The sequence below is a fragment of the Mycobacterium farcinogenes genome (genome assembly GCF_019739075.1).
GTDB lineage: Bacteria > Actinomycetota > Actinomycetes > Mycobacteriales > Mycobacteriaceae > Mycobacterium > Mycobacterium senegalense.
On sequence record NZ_CP081673.1, the window covers coordinates 5,605,588 to 5,631,653 of the forward strand.

Here is a 26,066-nt window from a genome sequence, read left to right on the forward strand (position 1 = left end):
CGCGGGCGGCCTCCCGCAGCTACGCCGCGGCGTCCAACAGTCCAACGATGCCGGTGCGCAATTCGTCCGCGCCCACGTGCTCGGTGATCAAGCCGACGGCCCGGTCGTCTCCCCCGCGCAGGATTCCGAGCAGGATGTGCTCGCATCCGATGTAACCGTCCTTGTGCGCCAACGACTCCCGCAGTGCCAGCTCCAAGACCTTCTTGGCGGGCTTGGTGAACGGGAGATGCCCGCGGCGCCTGCGGCGACGGCCGGTGCTGCGCAGCGCGTTGTCGAACGCACCGGCGCCGAAGGTGCGGTCGATGTTGGCCCGCACGGCCGTCAGGTCGATTCCGATCGACCGCAACGCCTCGGCATCGCCGTCGAACGCTTCGTCCGCGGGCGCGTCGGCAGACACCAACTCGGCACGGACCGCGTCCGAGGTCAGGCCGAAACCGGCCAGCAGGGCCGACAATTCGCGGCCGGAACTCTGCAACACCCCGACCAGAATGTGTTCCGGACGAATGTCGTTGGCCGCCAGCTCCCGGGCCTCCTCCTGGGCCAGAACCACCGCGACGCGCGCGTGACGGCTGAACCGTTCGAACATCTCATCCCCTTCGATTGTGCTTCTGATGCACGGCCTGACGGCTGACCTCGAGCGCATCGGCGATCGCCTGCCAACTCCAGCCCTGCTCCCGCGCATTGGCCACGTGAATCGCCTCCAACCGCTCCTGCAACCGCTGCAGTGCGCGCACCGCGCGCAGCCCGACGGCTGGATCCGAGCTGCTGACGCCGTCGGCGATCAGCTCATCGAGATCACTCATGCTGTCAAGGTAGGTTGACAGCAGAGAGCTGTCAAGGAAACTTGACACCTGCGGCGGACACCCGCCGCCTGCCATCCCGCCCCCGGTACGCGAGGTATTGCACTAACGTGGCCGTCGGCCTGCAACGCCGATCACGTGGGGGATGCGTATGACCACTTCGACCGAGGCGCATCAGCCCGCACCGTCGGGCCGCGCCGAAACCCGCCGGGCCATCTGGAACACCATCCGAGGGTCGTCGGGCAACCTCGTCGAGTGGTACGACGTCTACGTCTACACGGTGTTCGCCACCTACTTCGAAGCGCAGTTCTTCGACAAGGCCGACAAGAACGCCACCGTCTACGTGTATGCGATCTTCGCGGTCACGTTCCTCACCCGCCCACTCGGGTCGTGGTTCTTCGGCCGCTTCGCCGACCGGCGCGGCCGCCGGGCCGCACTGACCGTCAGTGTCTCCCTCATGGCGGCGTGCTCACTGGTGATCGCATTGGTGCCCTCGCGCGAAACCATCGGTGTCGCAGCGCCGATCATCCTCATCCTGTGCCGACTGGTGCAGGGCTTCGCGACCGGCGGCGAATACGGCACCTCGGCCACCTACATGTCCGAGGCCGCCACCCGGGAACGACGCGGCTTCTTCTCCTCATTCCAGTACGTGACGCTGGTCGGTGGTCACGTGCTCGCGCAGTTCACCCTGTTGATCATCCTCACCGCGTTCAGTACCGACCAGGTGCACGAATTCGGTTGGCGCATCGGCTTCGCCATCGGCGGCGTGGCCGCGATCGTGGTGTTCTGGCTGCGTCGCACCATGGACGAATCGTTGTCCCCCGAACAGCTCGAAGCGATCAAGCAAGGCAAGGACAAGAGCTCGGGGTCGTTGAGCGAACTGCTCACCCGCTACTGGAAACCGCTGCTGCTGTGCTTCCTGATCACCATGGGCGGCACCCTGGCGTTCTACGCCTACAGCGTCAACGCCCCGGCCATCGTCAAGACCACCTACAAAGACCAGGCGATGACGGCCACCTGGGTCAACCTGATCGGGCTGATCTTCCTCATGTGCATCCAGCCTGTCGGCGGAATGATCAGTGACAAGGTGGGCCGCAAACCGCTACTGGTGTTCTTCGGCATCGGCGGGGTGATCTACACCTATGTCCTGTTCACCTATCTGCCCCAGACACATTCACCGATCGTGTCGTTCCTGCTGGTCGCCGTCGCCTACGTGATCCTGACCGGCTACACCTCGATCAACGCCCTGGTGAAGTCCGAACTGTTCCCCTCGCACGTCCGCGCCCTCGGCGTGGGTATCGGCTACGCCCTGGCCAATTCGATGTTCGGCGGCACCGCGCCGGTGATCTACCAGGCACTCAAAGACCGCGATCTGGTGCCGTGGTTCATCGTCTATGTCACGGTGTGCATCGCGCTGTCGCTCTTGGTGTACCTGGTCTTCCTCAAGAACAAGGCCGAAACCTACCTGGATCAGGAGAAGGGCTCAGCCTTCGTCCGGTAGTGCGATCGCGAACGCCACTGCGGCCGAGCGGCGTTCCGCTCAGTCCTCAGCCGGAGGTTCGTCACCACGCAACCGCGCCTGCAGTTGCTCGCGGTCTTTGCGCCGCCGCTCGTCGACCACGGCGATCGAGGCCGTCGCCCGCTCACGCAACGGACGGAACAACCAGATGCCCAACGGCAGCGCGATCACGATGGCGAACAACAGCGCCACCACGACCGGGAAATCCGCCACGACCAGACTCCCGACACCGTAGATAGCTGCGGTCAGCACAGCGACCAGCACCAGCCGGGCGATGAGATAAACCACGACGTCGGTGACCATGCGGGAGGTCGAACCACTTCCTGACACGCTCCGAGCCTACCGACGGCGCGTATATTCGGATCAAGGAGGTTTCGAGTGGCGTATCTACTCCTGCTCATTGCCGCGGCAAGCCTGGTGTACCTGGGCTGGCGGCTGGCGCGGGTCTCTGGCAGTCGACCCAAGACCCGGGTGATCGGCCCCGACGACGATCCGGAATTTCTGCGTCGGCTCGGGCACGGCGACAACCCTCGCGGCTGAGCCGCAGTCAAGCGCGCGCGTCGGTAGACCGCCGCGCCCCGGCGAAGTCTGACGCCACTACTGCGGCCAACTCGATCAGCGCCTCGCGGGTACCCGGCTTGAGGCGATCCAGGCTGATCTCGGCGCCCTCCTCCAGATGCGGATCGAAGGGCACCAGCCGCACCGCCCGGCAACGCCGCGAGAAGTGATCCACCACTTTGGACAGATCGACCTTGCCCGACCGTGGCCGCACCGCGTTGATCACCGCGATGGAGTTGCGCACCAGATCCTGATGCCCGTGCGCATCGAGCCAGTCCAACGTCGCCGACGCGCTGCGCGCTCCGTCCACCGAACCCGAGCTGATCACGACCAGCACGTCGGCCTTGGACAGCACCGCCGACATCGCCGAGTGCATCAGCCCGGTCCCGCAATCGGTGAGGACCAGGCTGTAGAACCGCTCCAGCACCTCCAGCGCGCGCAGATAGTCGTCCGAGCTGAACGCCTCCGACACCGCCGGATCGCTCTCGGAAGCCAGCACCTCCAGCCGGCTCGGCCCCTGGGAGGTGTAGGCCCGCACGTCGCTGTACCGCTCGATGCCTTCGGCGTCGCGCAGCAGGTGCCGCACCGTCGCAGCCGTCTCCAGCGGCACCTTCTGGCTCAGCGTGCCCCGGTCCGGGTTGGCGTCCACCGCGACCACCCGGTCACCGCGGATCGAGGCGAACGTGGCCCCCAGCGTCGCGGTGATCGTGGTCTTGCCCACGCCGCCCTTGAGCGACATCACCGCGATCCGGTAGCAGCCCTGCAACGGCTGGCTGACTTCTGCGATCAAGTTGTTGCGGTGCGTGGTCTTGGGGCTCTCGCCCACGTTGATCTGCTTGAACGACGCGACATAAAGCGCCTTGCGCCAGCCCGAGGTGGGCGGGTTCTTCCGTTGGCCGAGCAGCGCGTCGGTGGACAGATCCCGGTAGGCATCGGCGTGCACCGCGGGAGTGGGCGGGGCGAAGGATGCCGGGGGCCGGCCCGCGAAGTTCGGTATGCCGGGCGCCGGGAAGTTCCCCGGCATCGGCGGCGCGGTGATCACCGGGACGCCCTGCGGCGGCGTCGGGGCGGTCCATTCCGCGGGCAGCGGTGTGGAGACGCCCGGCTCGGCGGGATTGCTGAACCGCTGCTGGCTGCGGAACCCGGGGACCGGGGCGAACACCGAAGGCACGGGCGGCAGGTCGACCACGGGTGGGGACGCGGGCGGTGATACGGGTGAAACTGCGGGCGCCGGGTCCGGCGCAGGTGGTGCAGCTTCGTGGGTCGCGGTCGGTTCTTCGGTTGGAGCGTCCGTCGACGGCTCACCACTGTCCGGCGAGGCGGGCTCCTGCGTTTCTGACGGCTCAGACACTGGCTCGGACACGAATTCCCCTCTTTCCCACACACTCCTGACCCGACCACCGCGGCGCCACCTCGCGTCGCGCGGTCATCTCACCAAGCCGGCGGTGTCTAGCCAACCCCCGCGTACGAATGCAGGCCAACGGTCACCAGGTTGATGAAGAACAAGTTGAAGACCATCGCGACGAAACCCACGACGTTGATCCAGGCCGACTTGCGGTCCCGCCACCCCGCGGTCGAGCGCGCATGCAGGTATGCCGCGTACACGACCCACGCGATGAAGGACACCGTCTCCTTGGGGTCCCAACCCCAGTAGCGGCCCCAGGCCTCTTCGGCCCAGATGGCACCGAAGATGACGCCGAAACCGAAGATCGGGAACGCGAAGATCGTGGTGCGGTAGGCGATCCGGTCGAGCGTCTGCGCATCGGGCAGGCGGCCGATGACGCGCCCGAGCCCGTTGTCGCGCTCGGCGAGCGGCGACATCTTGAGCAGGAACAAGATGCTCGCGACGCCGGCCACCAGGAACACCCCGGAGCCGAGGCTCACCACGGACACGTGGATGGGCAGCCAGTAGGACTGCAGTGCGGGCATCACCGGCGCGGCGTTCGAGTACAGCCAGCGACCCGACACCGTCAGCAGGATCAGCACCGGAACCAGGACGAACACCCACAGCGCGCGGTACTGCGGCTTGCGCAGCACGACCGCGGCCGCGACCAGGCCGCAGAAGCTGGTCAGGTTGATGAACTCGTACATGTTGCCCCACGGAACCCGTGAGGTGGCCAGGCCGCGCAGCACGATGCAGATGAACAGCATGCCGATGCCGACATAGGTCAGGGCCAGGCCGGTCTTGCCGACGCGCTCGTCGAACGACCGCCGGGGTTCCTCGGCGACGACGCCGGGGGTGGCGCTGTCCGCGCCGACGGTGGCGCCGACCAGTTCACGGCTTTCGACGCGGCGGCCACGGCTGGTAGCCAGCTCGACGGCGAGCAGGATCAGCGCGCCGACCAGGACGACCACCGACGACGTGAACGCCCAGTCGGAGTACCTGGCCAGCCCGATGTCGATGTGCTCGGTATTCACTGCTCCGCCTTCTCTTCTACCGCCGGCGCGTCGTCGTAACCCTCCAACACCCGCGCGGTCAGCTTCTCGAACTCGTCGCCCCAACCGGAGTTGTCGGTACGGGCCAGCCCGCCCAGCTCGACGTTCACCGTACCTGCAGCGGCGGGCTGGATCCGAACCCAGATCCGGCGCCGGCGCACCACCAGCGACACCAGCAACCCGCCCATCATCGACATCGCGAACGCCAGCACCCACACCTGGGCCGGGTCATGCGAGACCTGCAGGTTGACGAACGGCACCGCACCGTCGAACCGAACCTTCGTGCCGTCGTCCAGCCGCGTGTCCTGGCCTTTCACCAGGTTCACCCGGGCCACCTTGTTCAGCTGCTTGCGGTCGATCAAGCGGGGGTCGAGCGAGAACAACGACTGGGGCCGGCCGGTGTCCAGGCCCGTGTCACCGCGGTAGATGTCGACGGCCACCGCCGGATCGTTGAGAGCGGGAAAGCTCGACGACAGCAGCGTGCCCTCGAGTTCCTTCGTCGGCGCGAACAGGCCCTGGATCGCGATCTGGTGCTTGCGACGTTCGTCGGCGTCGGGATAGGTACCCGCCGGTGGGTCGATGCGCACCACACCCGAGGACAGCAGCGTCATCTGTTCTTCCGGGCGCCACTGGATGGTCTGGCTGCGCTGCTGGCCGTCGGGGAAGGTCACCGTGAACGACGGCGCGTAACCGTGTCCTTGCAGGTACACCCGGTCCCCGCCGATGCGCAGCGGGTGGTTGACCTCCAGCCGGTAGGACCGCCAGGTGTCGGCGGCCAGATCGTGGCCCGACTGGTAGTCGATATCGGCCGCGAAGGACAGCGCCTGCCCGGTGGGCAGGTAGTGGGCATCGAAATCGTTGACTCGCAGACAGATCGGGCTCAGCGAGGTCCCGTCGACGGTATTGCCGGCTCGGAAGGAGTCGAAGGCGGCCGGTGAGGCGGTACAGAACCCGGGGCCGCCGTCGGCGATCACGATGACGTTGCCCTCGTAGCCGAACAGCTTGCCCGCGGCCACCGCCGCGAGCAGTCCCAGCAACGAGAAGTGGAAGACGATGTTGCCGAACTCCCGCAGATAGCCCTTTTCCGCTGAGATCTCGGTGCCGGCGTCGGTCTGCCTGGTGACCGTGCGCCAGCCCTTCAGCCGCCGTGTCACGGTCTGCGCGACCTCGTCGGCGTCGGCGCTCACCCGCTCGGCGTGATGTTTGGGCAGCCGCCCGAGGTTGCGTGGTGCCGGCACCGGTACCGCCCGCAGGCTGCGGAAATGCTCGATCATCCGGGGTGTCAGGCAGCCCACCAGCGAGATGAACAGCAACACGTAGATCGCGGTGAACCAGAAGCTGGAGAACACGTCGAAGGCCTGCAGCCGGTCCAGCCACGGTCCCAGCGTGGGGTGGGCGGCCAGATACTCGTCGACCTTCGACTCGTTGAGGCTGCGCTGCGGCAACAACGCGCCCGGAATCGCGCCGAGCGCCAGCAGGAACAGCAGCACCAGCGCGGTGCCCATCGAAGTCAAGGTCCGCCAGGTGTTGCGAACCAGCGCGAGCAGACGCGAAACCGCCCCAAAACGCGGTTTTTCGGGCAGTTTCGCGTCTGCTCGCGAGTCGGAGGTGACCATCAGATCGGGAGCCTCACATCACTGACGAACGCGTCGCGCACCCACGACACGAAGTCGTTCCACAGCCCGGTGACGAGTGCGGCACCCACCAGGATCAGCAGCACCCCGCCGAAGATCTGGATGGTCCGGGTGTGCCTGCGCAGCCAGCCCAGGCCCGTCACCGCCCGCGCCGACCCCAGGGCCAGCAACACGAACGGGATGCCGAGACCGAAGCAGTACGCCAGCACCAGCACCACACCGCGCGCCACGGTGGCGCCGTCGGTGGCCGAGGCCACCGCGATCACCCCGGTCAGCGTCGGGCCCAGGCACGGAGTCCAGCCCAGGGCGAACACGCCACCCAGCAGCGGCGCGCCGGCCATCGTGGACCACTGGCGCGGCGCGAACCGGGCCTGGCGTTGCAGCGCCGGGATGAAGCCGACGAACACCAGGCCCATCACGATCGTGACCACGCCGCCGATGCGTTGCAGCAGAACCTGATTGGCGATCAGCGTGGTGGTCATGCCCAGCACCGCCACCGCGCCGAGCAGAAACACCACGGTGAAGCCGGCGACGAACAACGCAGCCGCGCCGGCCACCCGCAGGCGCGCGGTCTTGACGCCGATCGCCCCGGAGACCGCGTCGGACTCGTCGACCCCGACCACCGCAGCCAGATACGACAGGTACCCGGGCACGAGCGGCACCACGCACGGTGAGGCGAACGACACCAGCCCGGCCAACACGCTGACTCCCAGCGCCAGCAGCACCGGCCCGGCAGCGGCGATCTCGGAGAACCCGGTCACGGCTGCTGCCCTTCGGCCGCCAGCCGCTCCACCACCGGCTGCAGATCCTCGGCCAGCAGCTCACGCAGGAACACCGCGGCCACCCGGTGCTGACGATCCAGCACCACCGTGGACGGGATCACCGTGGTCGGGTACTTGCCGCCGAACGCGATCATGGTCCGCATCGCCGGGTCGTAGATGGACGGGAAGGTGACCTTGCGGTCGGTGACGAAATCGATTGCCGCGTCACGGTTGTTGTCGCGCACATCGATGCCCAGGAACTGAACGCCGTCGCGGCGCGTCGCTTCGTATACCTTCTGCAACTCGCCGATCTCGGCCCGGCACGGCCCACACCACTGGCCCCACACGTTGATCACCACGACCTGGCCGGCGAAATCCTCCAGCGAGATCGTCTTGTTCGGGTCGGTGAGCTCCGGCCCACTCAGTTTGCCTGGGGTGCTGCGGTTTTCGGGCGGATCGTAGAAGATGTCGGTCTTGCCGCCGGGTGCGACGAACTCGAAGGTGCCGCCCTGGGCGACCGCGTCGTCACCCGTCGAGCACGCGGTGAGCAGCACCAGCCCTGCCAGCACCGCCGCACTCACCCGGGCGAGAGACGACCTCATTCAGATTCCCCAGGGCTCCGTGTAGCCCCATCGGATCAGTTTGTCGTCGTCGAACGTGAACGACGTGATCGAGGAAAGATTGCACAACCGGCTGTGCGGCAACGGCAGATGGGCGAGCTTGCGCCCCGTCATCGCCCGGCGCAGCGTCTCGACCGGAAGCTGATGGCTGACACACACCGCCTCGTGCCCGGCCGCCTTCTCCCGGGCCCGGTGCATGGCCGCCGTCATCCGCGCGGCGACCTCGTCATAGGGCTCGCCCCACGACGGCTTGGCGGGATTGCGCAGCCGCGGCCAGTTCCTCGGGTCCCGCAGGGCGCCGTCGCCGGGCGCCACCCGCTCCCCCTCGAACATGTTCCACGACTCGATCAGTTCTTCATCGGTGGCGATGGGCAGACCGTGCCGTCCGGCGATCGGCGCCGCCGTCTCCTGGGCGCGCTCCAACGGTGAGGCGACGACATAGATGACGTCCCGCTCGGCCAGCCAGTCCGCCGCGGCACGCGCCTGGGCCTGGCCACGCTCCGACAGGTGGTAGCCGGGCAGCCGGCCGTAGAGCACCTTTTCCGGGTTGTGCACCTCGCCGTGCCGCATCACGTGCACGGTCGTCCTGACGGTCACGGACGAGCCTCCGCGGCAGCACGGGCCGCACCGGGCAGCGCGTCGGCGATCCGGGAGAACGCCTCGTCATCCAAAACACTTGACACGAACCAGGTTTCGAAGGCGCTGCAGGGCGGGTAGACACCCGCCTCCAGGAGGGCGTGGAAGAAGGGCGGGAAACGCCAGGTTTCGGTGGCCTTGGCCGCGGCGAAGTCGTTGACCGGCTGGTCGGTGAAGAACACGCTGAGCATGTTGCCCGCGCGCTGCACGCGGTGGGCCACCCCGGCATCGGTCAGGGCGCCGGTCAGCAGGCCCGCCAAGCGGTCGGCGTTGGCGTCCACCCGGGCGTAGGCCGCGTCGTCGGCGTTGCGCAATGTGGCCAGCCCGGCCGCCATCGCCACCGGGTTACCGGACAGGGTGCCGGCCTGGTAGACGGGCCCCAGCGGGGCCAGGCGTCCCATCACCTCGGCACTGCCGCCGAACGCCGCGGCCGGCAGGCCACCGCTCATCACCTTGCCGAAGGTGAAGATGTCGGCGTCGACAGGATCAACGCCGTACCAACCGGCCCGGCTCACCCGGAAGCCCGTCATCACCTCGTCGAGGATCAACAGCGCACCGTGAGCCGACGTGACCCGGCGCAGCGCCGCGTTGAATCCGGGCAGCGGCGGCACCGTGCCCATGTTGCCCGGGCTGGCTTCGGTTATGACACAGGCGATCTCGTCACCGAAGCGGCCGAAGACCTCTTCCACCGCTTCGGCGTTGTTGTACGGCAGCACGATGGTGTCGGCCGCCGCCGCACCGGTGACACCAGGCGAGGACGGCAACCCCAGGGTGGCCACCCCCGAGCCGGCGTCGGCCAACAACGCGTCGCTGTGCCCGTGGTAGCAACCGGAGAACTTGACGATCTTGGCGCGGCCCGTGTAGCCACGGGCCAGCCGGATGGCGCTCATGGTGGCCTCGGTACCGGAGTTGACCAGCCGCAGTCGCTCGACCGGGGCCACCCGGTCGATGATCTCGGTGGCCAGCTCGGTCTCCGACGGCGTCGGGGCACCGAAGCTCAGCCCGTCGACCGCCACCTTCTGCACCGCTTCCACCACCGCCGGGTGGGCGTGGCCGAGCAGCGCCGGGCCCCACGAACACACCAGGTCGACGTAGCGGTTGTCATCGGCATCGGTCAGCCAGTAGCCCTTGGCCGAGGTGATGAACCGCGGGGTACCGCCCACAGAGTTGAAAGCGCGGACCGGGGAGTTCACTCCACCGGGGATGACTGCGCAGGCGTCGGCGAACAGTTCGGCCGATCGCTGAGTCTGCGGTTGAGGAACACGCATGGCCACCAGTGTCCCAGCCGGTGCAAATGCGTCAACTACAGGGTGTAGTGGTCGCGGTCACCGAGCAGGCGTCAACGCGAACACCGGGTGATCGGCGTCGTCGGGCAGTTCACGGAAGTAGCCCTCGACCACCTTGCCGGCCAGCGGCCGGTACGCGGCGATGATCGGCGCCCGCTGCTCCACCGGGACCTCCGTGGCGAGGTAGCTGGACGTGCCCAGCGTGACGCGCGGGTTAGCCCGGATATTGCGCACCCAGGCCGATTCGCCACGGGTGGAGACCAGGTACTTGACCCCGTCGACCTCCGGCACCACGACGGGGATCTGCTGCGGCTGTTTGCTGACTCGCGTGGTGACGGTCAGCGTCTGGCTATGGCCGATGCCGGTGGCCATCGCGATCCGGTTGAACACGTTGCGGACGAACCACGGCGGTTTGAGATAGGCCATGGCTTAGTCTCAGCTCATCCGGCCCGGCGCGGCAAGATGCAGCGCCAGGACACCCGAAATCCGACCACAGTAGGTTGTGACCGCTGTCACGACTGCGATTGAATCGGGCATGCAACTTCCGCAATCGCTGGCCCGGTTCAACCGCCATGTGACGAACCCGATCCAACGCCTGTGGGCAGGCTGGGCGCCGACGTTCGGCATCCTGGAGCATGTCGGCAGGAAGTCCGGGAAGACCTACCGGACCCCGTTGAGCATTTTCAGCACCGACGACGGCGTGGCCATCATGCTGACCTACGGCCCCGACCGGGACTGGCTCAAGAACATCACCTCGGCGGGTCACGCCAGGATCCGCCGCCACGGCAAGACCATCGAGGTCGCCGACCCGAGGGTGGTGTCCAAGGCCGAAGCGGCCGAGCACGTCAAGGGCCGGATACAAAAGGCCTTCGCGCGCCTGCCCTTCGAACAGGCGGTGTTGCTGCGACGGACCTGAACCCCTGTTCACCTGGGTATTCGAGGTCTACCGTAGGTAGGTCGCTACTGCGCCTCGGCGCCCACGGCGCGGCATCTGTCCCATCGGTGGCAGGAGGTCACCATGAAGCGCCTACTCATCGTCGGTTACGGGATCGCGAGCTATCTGCTGTTCGTCGTCTCCTTCCTCTATGCGATCGGCTTCGTCGGCGGTTTCCTGGTGCCGCGCACTGTCGATTCCGGTATCGCCGCACCGACCGCCGAGGCGGTACTCGTGAACCTGCTGCTGCTCGGGGTCTTCGCGATCCAGCACAGCGTGATGGCCCGGCCATGGTTCAAGAAACGGTGGACGCGGGTTGTCCCGCAGGCGATCGAACGCAGCACGTACGTGTTGCTGTCCAGCCTGGCGCTGTTGCTGCTGTACTGGCAGTGGCGCACCATGCCCACGGTCGTCTGGGACGTGGAATCCGTTGCCGGACGCGCCGTTCTGTGGGTGCTGTTCTGGCTGGGCTGGGCCACGGTGTTCGCCTCGACGTTCATGATCAACCACTTCGACCTGTTCGGCTTGCGGCAGGTGTGGCTGAACTGGCGCGGGCAGCCGTACCGCGAATTGGGGTTCCAGGCGGTGCTGCTCTACCGGGTGATCCGGCACCCGATCATGGCCGGGTTCATCGTGGCGTTCTGGGCCATCCCGACCATGACGGCAGGGCATCTGCTGTTCGCGGCCGTCAGCACCGCCTACATCCTGGTGGCGATCCAACTCGAAGAGCGCGACCTGGTGGACGACCTCGGAGACCAGTACCGCGACTACCGGCACCGAGTGGGGATGCTGGCGCCGGGACTGCATCTGGGCCATGACAATCCCGCGCCGAAAGCGCGGCCCGCATAACCGGCCGAAAAGCCGGCGGGCCGCCGAAAAACGGCCGGCTGGCTTTTATTTTTTTCTGATGTATGGTCGGGCTCAGTGATTGTTTGCGAGAAAAGGAGCAACGATGGCTGACAAATCCCAGGGGCGGTCCCCCAAAAAACCGACGATGACCATCAAGGAGCGGCGGGCAGCGAAACGCGACAAGGCCGCCGAGGCTGGGGAGACGATTCCCCGCCGGAAGCGTCCGGACCGCGGTTAGCCCGCTGGACAGCCGGTTTCCAGTTCCCGCACCTTACTCACTTTTCGCCCGCGGCACTGACAAGGTCAATTCTGCACCATTCTTTGCGCCGCCGAAATTCGAAATGTGGCGCCGTTTCATTTCGAGAGTTCTCGGTCCGCCGCATCCCATTAGGGGACATTACGGGCGCCAAATTTTCGGCAATAAATTTGAACTGGCGGGTGTCACGCCCGCCAGTTCAACACTTCTCCGTATCCGGCCGTCATGACCGTTCCCGGCATCACCCGCAGCCGGTAAGGCGTCAACCGCAGGGCGGCGAACTGGTCCGAGGTCGGCCCGCCACTCCATTGCGGAATGATGCGGGGGTCGTACCCGACCGGCGCGGGGCCGTTGGCGAACCGGTCCCACACCTGCGTGCAGGTTTCGTCGTCGGTGTACCACTCCACGAGGCAATCGGCCGCGCACGTGTCGTGGTTGGTGGTCCAGTAGCTGACCGAGACATGCGGGTGGACCGCCAGATGCGCGCGTTTGATCGGGCTGGGCACCGTGGCGATCCAGCCGAACAGATCGGTGCCGTCCCACTCCCAGATGGGGTGCAGAATCCGGCTGCGAGGGTGGCCGTCGGCGTCGACGGTGGCCACCGAGGCCCAGACGATCTCGTGGGCCATCGTCACGAAAGCAGGGGCAATTCGGTCGAGCGGGGTCGCAGTCACACCAGCCACAGTAGGCAAGGACCGCCCTGCCACGGGGTTACTTCTGGCTGTCGGGCTCGCCGTAGATCGGGTTGCCGTCGTCATCGACCCAGTCGTTGACGGCGGTGCCGGACACGGTGCCATGGCTGCCCGGCAGGGTGACGGTGGGGCGCGAGTCGTCGTACGACTCCATGATGCGCTCGGCTTCTTTGCGATGCTCTTCGCTGACTGGCGGCGGTTCTTCTGTGGCCATACCTCGGGCTGCCCGGAAACCCGCCTCGCCAAACGCTTTTTGGCCGGCTTCCCGGCCCCGCCGGTCAGGCCGAGACGGCCCGCAGCGACACCGGCAGGCTGGGCAGGAAATGCCGGGTGGCGAACGCCCGGATGTCCTCTGCGGTATCGAGCGGCTCGACACTGGGCAGCAACAGGACCATGCCCGCATAGCGCAGGATGGTGTCTGCCAAGTCGTTGACGGCCTGCTCGCCGATCCGATCGGCGAACCCGGCCGGGAAGATCACTTTGAGCGCAGCGGCCATCCGCTCGATCGCCGCGCCGTAGTGAGTGTGGAGCATCTCCATCACCAGGGCCGGCTCATCGGCGATCAACTGGTTGAGCACATGGTGGCGACGGAACCGCAGGATCGACAAGGTGAACGCCTCGACGTAGTAATTCGATTGCGGCCCAGCATCTTTCAACTCGTTCGCGATATCGGCGAACAGCGCCACATTTTCTCGCTCGATCACCGCCGCGACAAGCTCGTCGCGGTTGGCGAACCGCCGGTAAATCGTGGTGCGACTGACCCCGGCGCGGCGTGCGACGTCGTCCAGCGCGACCCGGCGCAAGCCGTGCCGCTCGAACTCGACCAGGGCCGCGTCCAGGATCCCTGTCACCGGATCAGCTTTGGGCATAGCCCTTTTGCGCGAACTTGTTGTAGCGCACGCTCATCGGTAGATGATCCCACACCCAGTTCACCGGGGCCGAGCGCCAGAACGCGGCGAACCGCTGATAGTTGCGTTCCTGGCGGTCACTCCACGGCAGGTCGAGCAGGTCGCGGGCGCGCGGTGGCAGGCCGCCCGCGGTCAGGAAGGCCGCGACGGGGTTGAACACCGCGGCGACCACGCGCCATACGGCCGGGTGCACGGCCTTGGGGCAGGGAAAGCCCTTGGTGACATAGCCGACGCCGTAGCGGGCGGACTTGTGCGGGACCGCCACCTCGTTCATCATCCGGTCCCAGTACTGCTCGAACTCGGCATAGGTGGCCGGCATCGGCCGGTCGCTGACCCCGTAGCGCCGGTACCAGGTCTTGGACTCCAGGTAGATCTGTTCCTTCTCGGCGTCACTGAGCCGTTTGACGAAGGTGTCGGCGAAGTAGAGGACCTGCTCGACGAAGGTCGCGTGCGCCCAGAAGTAGGTGTCGGGATCCAGCGCGTGGTAGCGCCCGCCGTCCGGCATGTCGCCTTTGACGTGATGGTGGAAGTCGCGCACCTGGGTCCCGGCGTTGTCGTCCTCGGTCCCGTACACCGTGCGGAAGATCGGCGGGATGGTGCGCTTGAGCCGTTCGGCGGTATCGGAGAAGAACGTCGAGTGGTCCAGCACGCCCTGTCCGAGCTCGGCCAGCATGTTCTGGAGAACGGCCGGTCGCGGCCCGATGAGATACATCCGGTTGTCGCCGAAGTACTTCCAGACCAGCGATTGCGGGCCCAATGGCAGAGCGTCGGTCTGCTGCGGCTGTTCGGCCAATTCGGTCATGGACACAGTGTTACAGATTTCGCACTTTGTACCAACATGGGTGTGAGCGGGGTCACCACGGAAGGTGGGCGCCGTTATCGGGCCGTTGCCGGAACGTGTCGCGGGCTGAGACCCGTGGTTGGAATGATGCGCAGGTGCCCCCGCTGACCCGCCGAGATGCGCTGCGTTTGGGCATCTCCGGAGCGGGTGCCGCAGGCCTGATGGCGCTGGGCAGCCTGCTCGATCCGCCGACACCCCGCGCCGCTCCCAGCCCCGACCAAGCGGCCTCCACCGGCGCGTTACCGACCCGTGAATCGGGGTCGTTCGCCTCGGCGGCCCGCGGCGGCGTCGAGACCAATTGGATCATCGCGCGTCCGCCAGGCCAGCACGGCACATTGCGTCCCGTGATCGCCCTGCACGGGATGGACAACGACGCCGCCGGAGTGATGAACCTGGGCATCCCCGAGGCGCTGGCGCAGCTGAGGGCGGCGGGCAAGAAACCGTTCGCGGTGGTCAGCGTCGACGGAGGCAACTCGTTCTGGCGCCGGCGAGCTTCCGGGCAGGACTCCGGGGCGATGGTGCTCAACGAGCTGATCCCGATGCTGGCCACCAAGGGCATCGACACCTCCCGAGTGGCCTTCATGGGCTGGTCGATGGGCGGCTACGGCGCCATGTTGCTCGGCGCCAGGCTGGGCGCCGCGCGCACCGCGGCGGTCTGCGCCATCAGCCCGGCGCTGTACATGACGTATTGGGGCGCACCGCCCGACGCCTTCGACAGCCTCGACGACTGGCGGCAGAACTCAGCGCTGAGGCTGCTGCCGGCACTGGGGTCGATTCCACTGCGCATCGACTGCGGCACCGGCGACCGCTTCTACGCCGCCACCAGCATGTTCGTCAATCAACTGCCCAGGCCACCCGCCGTCGGCTTCTATCCCGGCGGCCACGATGAGGGCTTCTGGCGCGCGCACCTATCCGATGAGCTGGCCTGGCTGGGTTCCTGAGCGCGCCATAGGCGTTCACCCCCAGGTCAACGGGTCCAGCGCGAGGTAGAACCGCAGACGCTGCTCATCCACCTCCGCCGGATAACCCGCGGCCACACCAGCGGCGGCATCGGCGGCGAATCCGGGGAAGGTGTCGGCGGTGTTCGCCAGCAGCAACGCCAGGTCCGCATGGCGATCCGCGACACCGAGGCGGCCCAGATCGATGAAGCCCTCGACCGTGCACCCCTCGGGATCGACCATGATGTTCGGCAGACACAGGTCGCCATGGCACGCCACCCGATCGGCGGGCTCCTGCCGACGACGCAGTTCTGCCTCACGTTCGATGCGGGCGAGCAACTCAGTGGCCGCTACCCCGCGATCGTCGTCGCTCAGGAACTCCCGGTTCACCGCGTCCGCAGCGACGACCGCGCGGGCCCGGGACAGCATGACGTCCAGCTCGCGACTGAACGGACAGTTCGTCGGCGCCAGGCCGTGCAGCGCGGCGAGCGCCGCCACGATCCCCGGCCAGGCCGCCCGCAGTGCCGCTTCCGGGAGCGAATCAGCGGCGACGCCGGCGACAGCACTCGTGATCAGCCGGGCCCCACCGTCGGCGGTGGTATGCCAGTCGATCACCGCGGGCACGGGAAGGCCCTGCTCACCCGCCCTTGCCACTCGGTCCCGCTCGGCGGCCAGATCGGCCACCCCGGCGGCATCCACGACCTTCGCGTAGCGGGAACCGTCGGCACTGCGAAACACCGAAGCGCCGGATTCACCGCCGGTGACAGGCAGCCACGCCGTCATGGCTCAGCGACGCAGCCGGGCGACACCCAACACGATCAGCACGCCGGCCAGCCCGGCCAACGCCATGGCCAGCACCAGCAGCGGAGCCGAATAACTGATCGCAGTGGTCGGCGGCTCACCCTCGAGCACGGGGGCCACCTCGATCGTCGTCGACGCCGCGACCCAGCTCAGCACACAACCCACCGCCGCAACGGCGGCCACCACGAACTCCAGCACGGCACGCCGTTTCACGGCATGCGCTCCTCGACCAGAGGCGTGAGCGCTTCGCGTAGCTTGCGGTGCTTGCGGGCCCACGCCTGGGCGGTACGCGCGCCGGTCAATTTCAGCCCGATACCGGTCCGGCCTTTCGGCACCCCGGTCAGCTCACCGAGCGCGCGGGCAGATTGCCATTTGGGCACTTCCGAGCCCGACGCCTCGGGGTAGATCAGCACGATCTCGTCGACCCGCAGCGTCTCGGCGCCCTGGCGCAGGGTTTCGGCGGTCAGCTCGACGGAAGTGTGGATCCGCGCGGCCTTGATCTGGATGGCCACGAACACCGACACCAGCACCAGGAACACGATCGGGATCCACAGGTCGTGGCCGTAGCCACCGGTCATCTGCAGGATCGCCATGCCGACCCCCGCGAACGGGCCCAACAACAGCCACGCCCAGCTGGCGCCCTGCTCGTAATACAGCACCTCGGAGCCGACCTTGTTCACCGGTTCACTCTCCATCGTCACCCTTCCGCAGTGGCAGCGCGTTCAGGCCGGTACCCACGAGCAGCGGGAGCAGTGCGACCAGCACGAGAATATTGAGACCGGTGAACACCACCAGGACCACGATAGCCAGCGACAACGCCATCGCCGCGCGGCGATAGCGCGGATCGTCTGTCCGGCTGCGACCCGCCAGAAAGGCCATCCCGAGGCCGGCGAGCACGACGAGCACTCCGATCCCGCGGTACAGCATCGTGTTGACCCCGGGTGGGCTCGCCGAGACGGCCAGCATCCCGCCGGCGATCAACAACACCGCGCCGACCAGCCAGCAACTGAACACGATCGTCGTACGGCGCGACGCTGGTGATGAAGGCATGGTCGGCAAAGCGTAGCGAACTAGCGGGTGAAGAACCCGTCGGCGTCCTTGCGGTGCAGCAGGTACAGCCCGCCGGCGATCAACACCGATCCGACGATCGCGGTGACCGCGTAGCCCACCGCGGCCGCATCCTGGCGGTCACCGGTCAGCAGGCTGCTGATGGCATGCAACACCGAGACGATCCCACCGCTGGTCAGCAGGGTGCGGGCCCAGCGGTACCCCTGGCGCATCAACCACAGGAACGCCACCACGATCGATGACAGCGCCACCAGGAACATCACCGAGAAGACGGCGGTCATCGACCGCTGCACGCCGGTGCCGGAACCGGTGAACGCGTCGATCAGGAAACCCACCGCCATGAGCACCAGCGCGGCAGCCCACAACCAGAACCCGGTGTCGACGTCCTCGGGACGGCCGTTCGGGCTCCGCTGCGGTTCGGTCACCGGCGCCGTCACGCGAGCCAACCGGCGACATCGGCCGCCCAATAGGTCAGCACGATGTCGGCTCCGGCCCGCCGAATTCCGGTCAAGGACTCCAAGGCCGCCGCCTGCAGGTCGATCCAGCCGTTGGCCGCGGCTGCACAGATCATCGAGTACTCACCCGAAATCTGGTATGCCGCAACAGGAACCGGTGAAATGTCGGCCGCGGCGCGCACCACGTCTAGGTAACTCATCGCGGGCTTGACCATCACCATGTCGGCACCCTCGTCGATGTCGAGCTCGATCTCGTGCACCGCTTCGCGGATGTTGCCCGGATCCTGCTGGTAGGTACGACGATCACCTTGCAGGCTGGAGGACACCGCTTCACGGAACGGTCCGTAGAACGCCGAGGCGAACTTGGCGGCGTAGGCCAGGATCGCGACATCGGCATGCCCTGCCGCGTCGAGCCCGTCCCGGATGGCGGCCACCTGGCCGTCCATCATTCCGCTGGGGCCGACCATGTGCGCACCCGCTTCCGCTTGTGCCACAGCGAGTTCCACATAGCGCACATTGGTCATGTCGTTATCGACCCGGCCGGCCCGGTCCAGCACACCACAGTGACCGTGGTCGGTGAACTCGTCGAGGCAGGTGTCGGCCATCAGCACCGTCGCATCACCGAGGTCCTTGGCCAGATCGCGCAGAGCGACGTTGAGGATGCCGTCCGGGTCGATGCCCACGGCACCGGTGGGATCCTTGTCCTCGTCACGCGGTACCCCGAAGAGCATCAGGCCGCCCACCCCCGCGGCCACCGCGTCGGCGGCCGCTCGGCGCAAGGAATCCCTGGTGTGCTGCACCACGCCGGGCATGGAGCTGATGGCTCGCGGCTCATCGATGCCGTCGGCCACGAACATCGGCAGCACCAGATGGCGCGGCTCCAAAGAGGTTTGGGCCACCAGTCGGCGCATCGCCGGCGTGGACCGCAGCCGGCGTGGACGATGCCTCGGAAAGGCCACAGCTATCCCTCCTCCAAACGGCGTTCCAGCAGGAAAAGCTCGAGTGAGGCCCTGCCGAATGCGGTTTCGGCGAAACTAGCGCCGGCGGCTCTTCTTCCGCGGCGGAGGCAACGCGCCCTCGGCACGGAGCCGGGCCGCGTGCTCGGCCAGGGCGTCCACCAACGGGCCCACCGCGGCCGACTCGGGCTGAACATCCACCCGCAGGCCGAATTCCGCTGCGGTTTCGGCGGTCTTGGGGCCGATGCAGGCCACGATGGTCCGGGCGTGCGGCTTGCCGGCGATACCGACCAGGTTGCGCACCGTCGAGCTCGAGGTGAAGCAGACCGCATCGAACCCACCGGTCTTGATCATCTCGCGCGTCTGCGCCGGCGGCGGGGCCGCGCGCACGGTGCGGTACGCCGTGACGTCCTCGATCTCCCAGCCCCGCTCACGCAGGCCCTCGGCCAGCGTCTCGGTGGCGATGTCGGCACGGGGCAGCAGCACCCGGTTCACCGGATCGAAAACCTCGTCGAACGGCGGGAACTCCTCGAGCAGGCCCAGCGAGGACTGCTCCCCCGACGGCACCAGCTCGGGGTTGATGCCGAACGCGCGCACCTTGTCGGCGGTGGCCTGTCCGACGCAGGCGATCTTCACCCCGGAGAACGCCCGCGCGTCCAGGCCGAACTCGTTGAACTTCTCCCACACCGCACGCACGGCGTTGGTCGAGGTGAACACCACCCACTGGAACCGGCCGTCGACCAGACCCTTGACCGCGCGCTCCATCTGCGCGGGGCTGCGCGGCGGCTCGACGGCGATGGTCGGCACCTCGATCGGCAGGGCACCGTGGCCCACCAGCTTCTCGCTCATCTCGCCGGCCTGATCCTTGGTGCGCGGCACCAGCACGGTCCAGCCGTACAGGGCGCGGCTCTCCCACCAGTTCAGCTTGGCCCGGTTGGCCACGGTCTTGCCGATGGTGACCACCAGCGGACCGGTCAGCGGACCGGCCAGCTCGCTACCGGCCGGCTTTTCCAGCACAGCCTTGTCGGTCAGCCCGCCCAGCGTGGTCTCCACCGACCGCTGCTGGCAGGTGGTGCCGCTCGCGGTCACCACCGCCGGGGTGCTGTCCACCAGCCCCTGCTCGATCAGCGTGCGGGCGGCATCCGGCAGGTGCGAGGCCGTCGCGTGCAGGATCAGCGGCCCGGGCGCGGCGGCCAGCGCGGCCCAATCCACATCGCCGCGGACATCGGCCACGGTGTGCGCCGAACCCAGCGGCAGGCCCGCGTAGGTGGGCACCGCGCTGGTGGCCGGCAACCCGGGGACGATCTCGAAGTTCACGTGGGACTTGGCCAGCGCGCCGATCTCGGTGATGACGGCGTCGACCGACAGCGGGTCACCGGCGACCAGGCGCACCACGTCGTAGCCGTGGCGTGCCTCGGCGACCAGCGTCTTGGCCACCTCGGCCGGATCGCCGAGCGCGGGACGGACCTCGGGGCCGCCGGAGATGACGGCGGCCGCCGCGTCAGGGCTTCCGGCCGGATCAGCGGCGGATGCGTCAGCGGTGGCGGCGTCGGCCTTGGCCGGTGCCGCCGGGGCCGGGCCTGACGCGGGCGGCAACTCGGTGCCGATCAGTGCCAGCACGGCTTCCGGGACGTCGGGATCGGTGAACACCAACTCGGCGTGCGCCAACACGGCTTGCGCCCGTGCCGTCAGCAGCCCCGGATCTCCCGGGCCCGAGCCCACAAATGTGATGCGGCCGGGCTTCGCCTTGCGACCTCGCATGGTCATTCTTCACTCCCGCGCTCTACCAACAGCTCGCGTGCACCCAGCTCGAAAAGCTCCGCGGCCACCGAGACACCCAAGTCGGCGGCCCGATCGGGAGTTCCGATGCCGGACGCACGGATCACGTCGGATCCGTCCAGCGTCGCTACGCAGCCGCGCAACGACAGCTCCTCGAAGACATTGCCGTCCTCATCGATCGACTCGACCACTTCTGCGATCGCGCCTACCGGTGCGGAACAGCCCGCCTCCAGTTCGGCGAGCAGGATCCGTTCGGCGGTGACCGCGGCGCGCGTATCGGCGTCATCCAATTCCGACAGCACCGAAATCAGCTCGGTGTCGCCGGAGCGGCATTCCACCGCGAGCGCGCCCTGAGCCGGAGCTGGCAACATCTGCACCGGCTCGAGCGACTCGGTGACCCGATCGAGCCGTCCGATACGGGCAAGACCCGCACGGGCGACCACGATGGCGTCGAGTTCACCGCTCGTAACCCTGTTCAACCTGGTATCTAGGTTGCCTCGTAGGGGGCGGATTTCCAAACCGAGACCCAGTGCTCTAAGCTGCGCGGCCCGTCGCGCACTCGACGTGCCGATCACAGACCCCGCCGGCAACTCACCGAGCACCAGTCCGTCACGCGCCACCAGCGCGTCACGGGGGTCCTCACGGGGCGGGATGGCGGCGATCACGAACCGATCGTCACGCGCGGTGGGCAAATCTTTGTACGAGTGCACCGCCATGTCGACCCGGCCGTCGTGGATCGCCTCCCGCAGCGCGGCGGTGAAGACACCGACCCCGATCTCGGCGATGGGCCCCTGGTTGCGGTCGCCCTCGGTCGAGATGATCACCAGCTCACAGGGGTGACCGGCCGCCGACAAAGCGTCCCTGATGGTGCCGGCCTGCGTGGTCGCCAGCAGGCTACCCCGGGTGCCGATCCGGATTACCGTATCGCGCGTGTCTACCAAGCTCTACTCAGACTTATCGAGATCTGTTGTCATGAAGGGCAATTCGCTGGCCGCCACAGCTTCGACGGCCTGCGGATCGAGTTCGAACAGCTCACGCAGGGCCTCTGCGTAGCTGTCCCCGCCAGGCGCGCTGGCGAGTTGTTTCACCCGCACCGTGGGTGCGTGCAAAAGCTTGTCGACGACGCGGCGGACCGTCTTGGCCACCTCGTCGCGGTGCGTCGCGTCCAGCCCCGGCAGCCGGTTGTCCAGGCGCAGCAGCTCGGCCTCGACCACGTCGGCGGCGCGCTGGCGCAACGCGGTGACGGTCGGGGTGACCTCGGCCATCCGCTGGCCGGCCAGGTAGTTGGCAACCTCGGTAGCGACGATCGTGCGGGCCGCGTCGGCGTCGGTGGCCGCGGCCCGTGCCGACGGCTCGCGCTGGATCCGGTCCATGTCGACGACCCAGACCCCGGGCAGCCCGGACACCGCCGGATCCACGTCACGTGGCATGCCGAGATCACAGATCACCAGTTGCCGCTCACCGCCGGCGGCGTTGCGCTGAGCCAGCGCATGGTGCACGTCGGCCAGGGACACCACGGGGCGTACCGCCCCGGTGCTACTGACCACGACATCGGCATCGGCCAGGGCCTCATCCAGATGGTCCAGGGACCAGGCTTGGGCCTGCACGCCCTGCTCGGTGAGGTTCTCGGCCAGGCGCTCCGCCCGCGGCAGCGACCGGTTCACCACGTGCACCCGCTCGATCCCGGCCCGGACCAGGTGCGCACCGGCCAGGGCACCCATCGAGCCCGCGCCGATCACGGCCGCGGTGCGCCCGGCGAGCCCGCCGCTGAGTTTGGTCTCGGCCATGCCGAGGGCCACCGAGACGACGGATGCGCCTGCGGCGTCGATCCCGGTCTCGGAATGCACCCGCTTACCGACGTTGAGCGCCCGCTGGGCCAGCTCGTGCAAGGTGCGCCCGACCGTCTGGTGTTCCTCGGCCGAGGCGTAGGCGCGACGCACCTGCCCCAACACCTGGGCCTCGCCGATGACGGCCGAATCCAAGCCGCTGGTCACCGCGAACAGGTGCTCGACGGCGGCCTCGGCGTAGCGCACATAGGCATATTTGGTGAGGTCGTTGAGCGACATGCCGGAATGCTCGGAGAGCACCTGCCCGATGATCGACAGACCGCCGTGGAACGCTTCTACCACGGCATAGATCTCGACGCGGTTGCAGGTGGACAAGACCATGGCCTCGGTGACCAGCGAGGAGCGGAGCACCTCGTCGATGATCTTGGTCTGGTCCGACTCGTCAGTGCTCAACTGCTCGAGAACGGACACCGGCGCGCTGCGGTGCGAAACCCCGAATAGCAGCACACTCACGGCTTCATCACCACGTCACCAAGGTAATCGTTTCCCGCCCGCCCACCAAATTTCACCTGGGCGGAAGGTCAGCCCGAAGCCCCTGCTCGTCGACTTCCCAGTAACTGTGCTGGGTCCCGTTCAGCAAAATCACCGGCAACAGGTCGCCGTACCGGGCCCGCAGGGAGGCGTCACCGGCGGCGGCAGCCTCGTCCACGTCGGTGTTCACCAGGTCGAAATCGAGTTCCTCGCGCAACCCGGCCAACTGGCCGGCCGCCCGCTCGCACATGCTGCAACCCGCCCGGGTCAGCAACGTCACAGTGTTCCCCCCGCCGCCACCCGTCTGCTCGCGCTCCACACCGCCAGTATCCCGGCGGCGTGACTTAGGGTGAAAACGTGCCCGAATCCGGTAGTGCCGATGCGCTCGAACAGGAGCTCGGCGGGGAAGCCAGCGCCGAACTCGCAGTCACCGAGCTCGAGTCCGACATCGACCCCGTCGGGACCCCCGCGCCGCCGCCGGATCTGACGGCCGCGGCGTTCTTCGACGTCGACAACACCCTGGTACACGGATCGTCACTGGTGCACTTCGCCCGCGGCCTGGCCGCCCGCAAATATTTCACCTACCGCGACATCCTGGGCATCGTCTACGCGCAGGCCAAGTTCCAGTTCACCGGCAAGGAGAACAGCGACGACGTCGCCGAGGGTAAGCAGAAAGCCCTGGCTTTCATCGAGGGCCGCTCCACCGCCGAACTCGTCGAACTCGGTGAGGAGATCTACGACGAGATCATCGCCGACAAGATCTGGGCCGGAACCCGGGCGCTGGCCCAGATGCATCTCGACGCCGGGCAGCAGGTGTGGCTGGTCACCGCGACCCCGTATGAGCTGGCCGCCACCATCGCCCGGCGCCTCGGCCTGACCGGCGCGCTGGGCACCGTCGCAGAGTCGGTCGACGGGGTGTTCACCGGCCGGCTGGTCGGCGACATCCTGCACGGCACCGGGAAAGCCCACGCGGTACGGTCGCTGGCCATCCGCGAAGGCCTCAACCTGCGCCGGTGCACCGCCTACTCGGACAGCTTCAACGACGTGCCGATGCTGTCGCTGGTCGGTACCGCGGTGGCGATCAACCCCGACGCCGCCCTGCGGGATGTGGCCAGGGAGCGAGGCTGGGAGATCCGCGATTTCCGCACCGCACGCAAGGCCGCGCGGATCGGTGTCCCGTCCGCGTTGGCGCTCGGCGCACTCGGCGGTGCGCTGGCGGCTGTCGCGTCGCGCCGCCACGACATTCGCTGAGGTTGCCGGGCGCGTTATAAGATTCCGCCTCGGGTCGCACTACGCGGGCCCCACAGCATGCCCGTTTCGTGCGCACCGCGCACCGCATACCGAACAGCGCAGGGAATATGAGCATCGCCGCAAACATCATCGGAACTCACTACCGCTACCCCGATTACTTCGAGGTCGGCCGGGAGAAGGTCCGCGAGTTCGCCCGCGCGGTCAAGGACGAGCATCCGGCGCTCTATGACGCCGAGGCCGCCAAGGAGTACGGCCATGACTCGGTCGTGGCGTCGGTGACGTTCCTGGCGGTGGCCGGACGCCGGGTCCAGCTGGAGCTGTTCGACAAGTTCGACATTCCGATCAACCTGGAGCGCGTGCTGCACCGCGACCAGAAGCTGATCTTCCACCGGCCGATCATGGTCGGCGACAAGCTGTGGTTCGACTCATACCTCGATTCGGTCATCGAGTCGCACGGCACCGTGATCGCCGAGGTGCGGGCGGAGGTCTCCGATGACGACGGCAATCCGGTTGCCACGAGCATCGTGACCATGCTGGGCGAGGCGGCCATCGACGAGGCCGACGAGATCAGTTCGCAGATCGCCGCAGCACGCGACGCCGCGATCGCCAAGATGGTTGCCGGGCAAAAGTCCGGCGCCTGACTTTTGTCTGCGCGAGCAGACGCGCTGGAAAAACTCAGCCGAAGAACATGTTTCGGCGTCCCGCCAGCAGCTGATAGAGCGTGTGCTGGATGGTCTCGCGGACCTGGTCGGTCAACTCGAAGGTGATCATCGGGTCGTCGGCGGCGCTCTCGTCGTAATCGGTGGTCTCGATCGGCTCGCCGAACTGGATGTGCCACTTCGAGGGCAGCGGCACCAACCCGAGCGGGCCCGCCAACGGGAAGAGCGGGGTGACCGGGAAGTACGGCAGGCCGAGCAGCCGGGCCAGCAGCTTGACGTCGGCCATCATCGGGTAGATCTCCTCCGACCCGACGATCGAGCACGGCACGATGGGTGCCTGCGCCCGCAGCGCCGCGGAAACGAAACCGCCCCGGCCGAACCGCTGCAGTTTGTAGCGGTCCTTGAAGTTCTTGCCCAGCCCCTTGAAGCCTTCGGGGAATACCGCGGTGAGCTCGCCGTTGGCGAGCAACCGGTGCGCGTCGGTGGTGCAGGCCATGGTGTGGCCGGCCTTGCGGGCGGCCTGGCCGACCATCGGCAGGTCGAAAACCAGATCGGCGGCCAGCAGCCGCAGATCCCGGTTGCCGGGGTGGTGATCGTGCACGGCCACCTGGGTCATCAGCCCGTCGAAGGGCAACACCCCGGCGTGGTTGGCCACCACGAGCGCCGCGCCGTCGGCGGGCAGGTTCTCGATACCGGACACCTCGACCCGGAACCAGGACCGGAAAAACGTTCGCAGCAAAGGCAAGAAGATTGCGTTGGTGATGTGCGGGTCGAACCCGAACTCGTCCACCGAGTAGGCACCGGTCATGCGGGTGCGGATGAACTCCGAGACTGCCGCGATGCCCTTGACGAGTTCGCTGGGGCCTTCCTCGGCCGCCGACTGACCCGAGGCGCTGCTACGCCGCTGATCGATCTCGCGCACCACCGCGGCGATCTGCTCGGCCGAGGCGCGGCTACCGGGATCGGCCAGTACAGACGGATGCCTGCGGGCGCTGTCAGACCGGGCCGCAGCCCGGCGCGCAGCAGAGGAACGGCTCGAGTTCCCATGTAGCGGAATAACTTTCGCCTTGGATTCACCCGCCACGTCGATACCTTCTCCCACCCCGGATAG

34 protein-coding genes are annotated in these 26,066 nt (G+C 67.6%); 8 read left to right on the top strand and 26 right to left on the bottom strand.

Annotated elements, in window-relative coordinates; translation table 11 throughout:
- Positions 1-19 precede the first annotated feature (19 nt).
- Positions 20-586, bottom strand: coding sequence for a Clp protease N-terminal domain-containing protein (locus K6L26_RS26705; protein WP_019346405.1), 567 nt, complete (start codon positions 584-586; stop codon positions 20-22).
- A gap of 1 nt (position 587) precedes the next feature.
- Positions 588-803 (bottom strand): helix-turn-helix domain-containing protein, encoded by a 216-nt coding sequence (locus K6L26_RS26710; RefSeq protein ID WP_019346406.1) that lies wholly within the window; start codon positions 801-803, stop codon positions 588-590.
- A gap of 148 nt (positions 804-951) precedes the next feature.
- On the opposite strand from K6L26_RS26710, the gene K6L26_RS26715 reads away from it, so the two are divergent.
- On the top strand, positions 952-2,301 hold the full coding sequence (locus K6L26_RS26715; RefSeq protein ID WP_019346407.1) for an MFS transporter: 1,350 nt from the start codon (positions 952-954) through the stop codon (positions 2,299-2,301).
- Between the two features lie 39 nt (positions 2,302-2,340).
- Here K6L26_RS26715 and K6L26_RS26720 read toward each other — a convergent pair whose 3' ends face one another.
- On the bottom strand, positions 2,341-2,622 hold the full coding sequence (locus K6L26_RS26720; protein ID WP_019346408.1) for a DUF4229 domain-containing protein: 282 nt from the start codon (positions 2,620-2,622) through the stop codon (positions 2,341-2,343).
- A 75-nt stretch (positions 2,623-2,697) separates the two neighbouring features.
- Here K6L26_RS26720 and K6L26_RS26725 point away from each other — a divergent pair, with 75 nt between their 5' ends.
- Complete coding sequence (locus tag K6L26_RS26725; protein ID WP_019346409.1) at positions 2,698-2,859, top strand: hypothetical protein; 162 nt, start codon at positions 2,698-2,700, stop codon at positions 2,857-2,859.
- 7 nt (positions 2,860-2,866) lie between these two features.
- Here K6L26_RS26725 and K6L26_RS26730 read toward each other — a convergent pair whose 3' ends face one another.
- The 8 genes from K6L26_RS26730 to K6L26_RS26765 all read right to left on the bottom strand — a co-directional run bounded on the left by K6L26_RS26730 (position 2,867) and on the right by K6L26_RS26765 (position 10,676).
- Entirely contained in the window at positions 2,867-4,066 is a 1,200-nt protein-coding gene (locus K6L26_RS26730) for a MinD/ParA family ATP-binding protein (RefSeq protein ID WP_081281770.1), read from the bottom strand.
- Positions 4,067-4,326: 260 nt separating this feature from the next.
- The gene (ccsB, locus tag K6L26_RS26735) at positions 4,327-5,295 is read right to left on the bottom strand and encodes a c-type cytochrome biogenesis protein CcsB (RefSeq protein WP_036389276.1); all 969 of its coding nucleotides are present in this window, start codon (positions 5,293-5,295) and stop codon (positions 4,327-4,329) included.
- Entirely contained in the window at positions 5,292-6,929 is a 1,638-nt protein-coding gene (resB, locus tag K6L26_RS26740; RefSeq protein WP_019346412.1) for a cytochrome c biogenesis protein ResB, read from the bottom strand. Before resB ends, ccsB begins: the two co-directional genes overlap by 4 nt.
- The gene (locus K6L26_RS26745) at positions 6,929-7,708 is read right to left on the bottom strand and encodes a cytochrome c biogenesis CcdA family protein (protein WP_036389277.1); all 780 of its coding nucleotides are present in this window, start codon (positions 7,706-7,708) and stop codon (positions 6,929-6,931) included. Before K6L26_RS26745 ends, resB begins: the two co-directional genes overlap by 1 nt.
- Positions 7,705-8,310, bottom strand: coding sequence for a TlpA disulfide reductase family protein (locus tag K6L26_RS26750; RefSeq protein ID WP_221852101.1), 606 nt, complete (start codon positions 8,308-8,310; stop codon positions 7,705-7,707). The genes K6L26_RS26745 and K6L26_RS26750 overlap by 4 nt, the downstream gene beginning before the upstream one ends.
- Entirely contained in the window at positions 8,311-8,898 is a 588-nt protein-coding gene (locus K6L26_RS26755) for a histidine phosphatase family protein (RefSeq protein WP_221853479.1), read from the bottom strand.
- A gap of 23 nt (positions 8,899-8,921) precedes the next feature.
- On the bottom strand, positions 8,922-10,232 hold the full coding sequence (gene hemL / locus K6L26_RS26760; protein ID WP_036389279.1) for a glutamate-1-semialdehyde 2,1-aminomutase: 1,311 nt from the start codon (positions 10,230-10,232) through the stop codon (positions 8,922-8,924).
- A 57-nt stretch (positions 10,233-10,289) separates the two neighbouring features.
- The gene (locus K6L26_RS26765) at positions 10,290-10,676 is read right to left on the bottom strand and encodes a nitroreductase/quinone reductase family protein (RefSeq protein WP_036389280.1); all 387 of its coding nucleotides are present in this window, start codon (positions 10,674-10,676) and stop codon (positions 10,290-10,292) included.
- 109 nt (positions 10,677-10,785) lie between these two features.
- Here K6L26_RS26765 and K6L26_RS26770 point away from each other — a divergent pair, with 109 nt between their 5' ends.
- The 3 genes from K6L26_RS26770 (at position 10,786) to K6L26_RS31915 (ending at position 12,271) form a co-directional block, all read left to right on the top strand.
- Positions 10,786-11,166 (top strand): nitroreductase family deazaflavin-dependent oxidoreductase, encoded by a 381-nt coding sequence (locus K6L26_RS26770; RefSeq protein ID WP_221852102.1) that lies wholly within the window; start codon positions 10,786-10,788, stop codon positions 11,164-11,166.
- A gap of 102 nt (positions 11,167-11,268) precedes the next feature.
- Complete coding sequence (gene mddA, locus K6L26_RS26775) at positions 11,269-12,033, top strand: methanethiol S-methyltransferase (RefSeq protein ID WP_221852104.1); 765 nt, start codon at positions 11,269-11,271, stop codon at positions 12,031-12,033.
- Positions 12,034-12,136: 103 nt separating this feature from the next.
- Positions 12,137-12,271, top strand: a complete 135-nt coding sequence (locus K6L26_RS31915) for a hypothetical protein (RefSeq protein ID WP_085980485.1) — start codon at positions 12,137-12,139, stop codon at positions 12,269-12,271.
- 203 nt (positions 12,272-12,474) lie between these two features.
- Here the strand turns inward: K6L26_RS31915 and K6L26_RS26780 are convergent, their stop codons facing one another.
- The 4 genes from K6L26_RS26780 to K6L26_RS26795 all read right to left on the bottom strand — a co-directional run bounded on the left by K6L26_RS26780 (position 12,475) and on the right by K6L26_RS26795 (position 14,691).
- Positions 12,475-12,918 carry a pyridoxamine 5'-phosphate oxidase family protein gene (locus tag K6L26_RS26780; protein ID WP_221853480.1) on the bottom strand — a complete coding sequence of 148 codons (444 nt, stop codon included), beginning with the start codon at positions 12,916-12,918 and terminating at the stop codon, positions 12,475-12,477.
- Positions 12,919-13,000: 82 nt separating this feature from the next.
- Positions 13,001-13,195, bottom strand: a complete 195-nt coding sequence (locus tag K6L26_RS26785) for a hypothetical protein (RefSeq protein ID WP_221852106.1) — start codon at positions 13,193-13,195, stop codon at positions 13,001-13,003.
- 64 nt (positions 13,196-13,259) lie between these two features.
- Positions 13,260-13,850, bottom strand: coding sequence for a TetR/AcrR family transcriptional regulator (locus tag K6L26_RS26790; protein WP_036389284.1), 591 nt, complete (start codon positions 13,848-13,850; stop codon positions 13,260-13,262).
- Complete coding sequence (locus K6L26_RS26795; RefSeq protein ID WP_019347606.1) at positions 13,837-14,691, bottom strand: oxygenase MpaB family protein; 855 nt, start codon at positions 14,689-14,691, stop codon at positions 13,837-13,839. The genes K6L26_RS26790 and K6L26_RS26795 overlap by 14 nt, the downstream gene beginning before the upstream one ends.
- Positions 14,692-14,825: 134 nt before the next feature.
- On the opposite strand from K6L26_RS26795, the gene K6L26_RS26800 reads away from it, so the two are divergent.
- Positions 14,826-15,671: an alpha/beta hydrolase gene (locus K6L26_RS26800; RefSeq protein WP_245008650.1), complete on the top strand. Its 846-nt coding sequence runs from the start codon at positions 14,826-14,828 to the stop codon at positions 15,669-15,671.
- A gap of 15 nt (positions 15,672-15,686) precedes the next feature.
- Here the strand turns inward: K6L26_RS26800 and K6L26_RS26805 are convergent, their stop codons facing one another.
- The 10 genes from K6L26_RS26805 to K6L26_RS26850 form a co-directional block, all read right to left on the bottom strand.
- Positions 15,687-16,451, bottom strand: a complete 765-nt coding sequence (locus tag K6L26_RS26805) for an APH(3'') family aminoglycoside O-phosphotransferase (RefSeq protein ID WP_221852109.1) — start codon at positions 16,449-16,451, stop codon at positions 15,687-15,689.
- Between the two features lie 3 nt (positions 16,452-16,454).
- Entirely contained in the window at positions 16,455-16,682 is a 228-nt protein-coding gene (locus K6L26_RS26810) for a hypothetical protein (RefSeq protein ID WP_019347603.1), read from the bottom strand.
- A complete protein-coding gene (locus K6L26_RS26815; RefSeq protein WP_019347602.1) occupies positions 16,679-17,164 on the bottom strand; it encodes a transport-regulating membrane protein Mce1N in 486 nt (161 codons plus the stop codon). The genes K6L26_RS26810 and K6L26_RS26815 overlap by 4 nt, the downstream gene beginning before the upstream one ends.
- Complete coding sequence (locus K6L26_RS26820; protein ID WP_019347601.1) at positions 17,154-17,519, bottom strand: hypothetical protein; 366 nt, start codon at positions 17,517-17,519, stop codon at positions 17,154-17,156. Before K6L26_RS26820 ends, K6L26_RS26815 begins: the two co-directional genes overlap by 11 nt.
- Positions 17,520-17,539: 20 nt before the next feature.
- Positions 17,540-17,974 (bottom strand): hypothetical protein, encoded by a 435-nt coding sequence (locus tag K6L26_RS26825; protein ID WP_019347600.1) that lies wholly within the window; start codon positions 17,972-17,974, stop codon positions 17,540-17,542.
- Entirely contained in the window at positions 17,971-18,903 is a 933-nt protein-coding gene (gene hemB, locus K6L26_RS26830; RefSeq protein ID WP_019347599.1) for a porphobilinogen synthase, read from the bottom strand. Before hemB ends, K6L26_RS26825 begins: the two co-directional genes overlap by 4 nt.
- Before the next feature lie 123 nt (positions 18,904-19,026).
- Positions 19,027-20,715, bottom strand: coding sequence for a bifunctional uroporphyrinogen-III C-methyltransferase/uroporphyrinogen-III synthase (locus K6L26_RS26835; protein ID WP_047037501.1), 1,689 nt, complete (start codon positions 20,713-20,715; stop codon positions 19,027-19,029).
- Complete coding sequence (hemC, locus tag K6L26_RS26840) at positions 20,712-21,668, bottom strand: hydroxymethylbilane synthase (RefSeq protein ID WP_019347246.1); 957 nt, start codon at positions 21,666-21,668, stop codon at positions 20,712-20,714. Before hemC ends, K6L26_RS26835 begins: the two co-directional genes overlap by 4 nt.
- A gap of 3 nt (positions 21,669-21,671) precedes the next feature.
- Positions 21,672-23,027, bottom strand: a complete 1,356-nt coding sequence (locus tag K6L26_RS26845) for a glutamyl-tRNA reductase (protein ID WP_036389297.1) — start codon at positions 23,025-23,027, stop codon at positions 21,672-21,674.
- A gap of 52 nt (positions 23,028-23,079) precedes the next feature.
- Complete coding sequence (locus tag K6L26_RS26850) at positions 23,080-23,325, bottom strand: glutaredoxin family protein (RefSeq protein ID WP_043369960.1); 246 nt, start codon at positions 23,323-23,325, stop codon at positions 23,080-23,082.
- A gap of 77 nt (positions 23,326-23,402) precedes the next feature.
- Between K6L26_RS26850 and K6L26_RS26855 the strand changes: the two genes are divergently transcribed.
- The gene (locus tag K6L26_RS26855) at positions 23,403-24,296 is read left to right on the top strand and encodes an HAD family hydrolase (protein WP_036389299.1); all 894 of its coding nucleotides are present in this window, start codon (positions 23,403-23,405) and stop codon (positions 24,294-24,296) included.
- A 107-nt stretch (positions 24,297-24,403) separates the two neighbouring features.
- Positions 24,404-24,937, top strand: coding sequence for an FAS1-like dehydratase domain-containing protein (locus tag K6L26_RS26860; protein ID WP_019343970.1), 534 nt, complete (start codon positions 24,404-24,406; stop codon positions 24,935-24,937).
- 34 nt (positions 24,938-24,971) lie between these two features.
- Here the strand turns inward: K6L26_RS26860 and K6L26_RS26865 are convergent, their stop codons facing one another.
- Complete coding sequence (locus tag K6L26_RS26865) at positions 24,972-26,039, bottom strand: lysophospholipid acyltransferase family protein (RefSeq protein ID WP_036389300.1); 1,068 nt, start codon at positions 26,037-26,039, stop codon at positions 24,972-24,974.
- Positions 26,040-26,066: the final 27 nt, after the last annotated feature.

Coding starts and splice junctions, on each gene's coding strand:
- hemL (WP_036389279.1), bottom strand. CDS start 10,232: ATGCGTGTTCCTCAACCGCAGACTCAGCGATCGGCCGAACTGTTCGCC.
- K6L26_RS26785 (WP_221852106.1), bottom strand. CDS start 13,195: ATGGCCACAGAAGAACCGCCGCCAGTCAGCGAAGAGCATCGCAAAGAA.
- K6L26_RS26790 (WP_036389284.1), bottom strand. CDS start 13,850: ATGCCCAAAGCTGATCCGGTGACAGGGATCCTGGACGCGGCCCTGGTC.
- resB (WP_019346412.1), bottom strand. CDS start 6,929: ATGGTCACCTCCGACTCGCGAGCAGACGCGAAACTGCCCGAAAAACCG.
- K6L26_RS26815 (WP_019347602.1), bottom strand. CDS start 17,164: ATGGAGAGTGAACCGGTGAACAAGGTCGGCTCCGAGGTGCTGTATTAC.
- hemB (WP_019347599.1), bottom strand. CDS start 18,903: ATGCGCCGACTGGTGGCCCAAACCTCTTTGGAGCCGCGCCATCTGGTG.
- K6L26_RS26795 (WP_019347606.1), bottom strand. CDS start 14,691: ATGACCGAATTGGCCGAACAGCCGCAGCAGACCGACGCTCTGCCATTG.
- K6L26_RS26710 (WP_019346406.1), bottom strand. CDS start 803: ATGAGTGATCTCGATGAGCTGATCGCCGACGGCGTCAGCAGCTCGGAT.
- K6L26_RS26860 (WP_019343970.1), top strand. CDS start 24,404: ATGAGCATCGCCGCAAACATCATCGGAACTCACTACCGCTACCCCGAT.
- K6L26_RS26835 (WP_047037501.1), bottom strand. CDS start 20,715: ATGACCATGCGAGGTCGCAAGGCGAAGCCCGGCCGCATCACATTTGTG.
- K6L26_RS26765 (WP_036389280.1), bottom strand. CDS start 10,676: ATGGCCTATCTCAAACCGCCGTGGTTCGTCCGCAACGTGTTCAACCGG.
- K6L26_RS26780 (WP_221853480.1), bottom strand. CDS start 12,918: ATGGCCCACGAGATCGTCTGGGCCTCGGTGGCCACCGTCGACGCCGAC.
- K6L26_RS26750 (WP_221852101.1), bottom strand. CDS start 8,310: ATGAGGTCGTCTCTCGCCCGGGTGAGTGCGGCGGTGCTGGCAGGGCTG.
- K6L26_RS26720 (WP_019346408.1), bottom strand. CDS start 2,622: ATGGTCACCGACGTCGTGGTTTATCTCATCGCCCGGCTGGTGCTGGTC.
- K6L26_RS26770 (WP_221852102.1), top strand. CDS start 10,786: ATGCAACTTCCGCAATCGCTGGCCCGGTTCAACCGCCATGTGACGAAC.
- mddA (WP_221852104.1), top strand. CDS start 11,269: ATGAAGCGCCTACTCATCGTCGGTTACGGGATCGCGAGCTATCTGCTG.
- K6L26_RS26820 (WP_019347601.1), bottom strand. CDS start 17,519: ATGCCTTCATCACCAGCGTCGCGCCGTACGACGATCGTGTTCAGTTGC.
- K6L26_RS31915 (WP_085980485.1), top strand. CDS start 12,137: ATGGCTGACAAATCCCAGGGGCGGTCCCCCAAAAAACCGACGATGACC.
- K6L26_RS26805 (WP_221852109.1), bottom strand. CDS start 16,451: ATGACGGCGTGGCTGCCTGTCACCGGCGGTGAATCCGGCGCTTCGGTG.
- K6L26_RS26715 (WP_019346407.1), top strand. CDS start 952: ATGACCACTTCGACCGAGGCGCATCAGCCCGCACCGTCGGGCCGCGCC.
- K6L26_RS26755 (WP_221853479.1), bottom strand. CDS start 8,898: ATGCGGCACGGCGAGGTGCACAACCCGGAAAAGGTGCTCTACGGCCGG.
- K6L26_RS26705 (WP_019346405.1), bottom strand. CDS start 586: ATGTTCGAACGGTTCAGCCGTCACGCGCGCGTCGCGGTGGTTCTGGCC.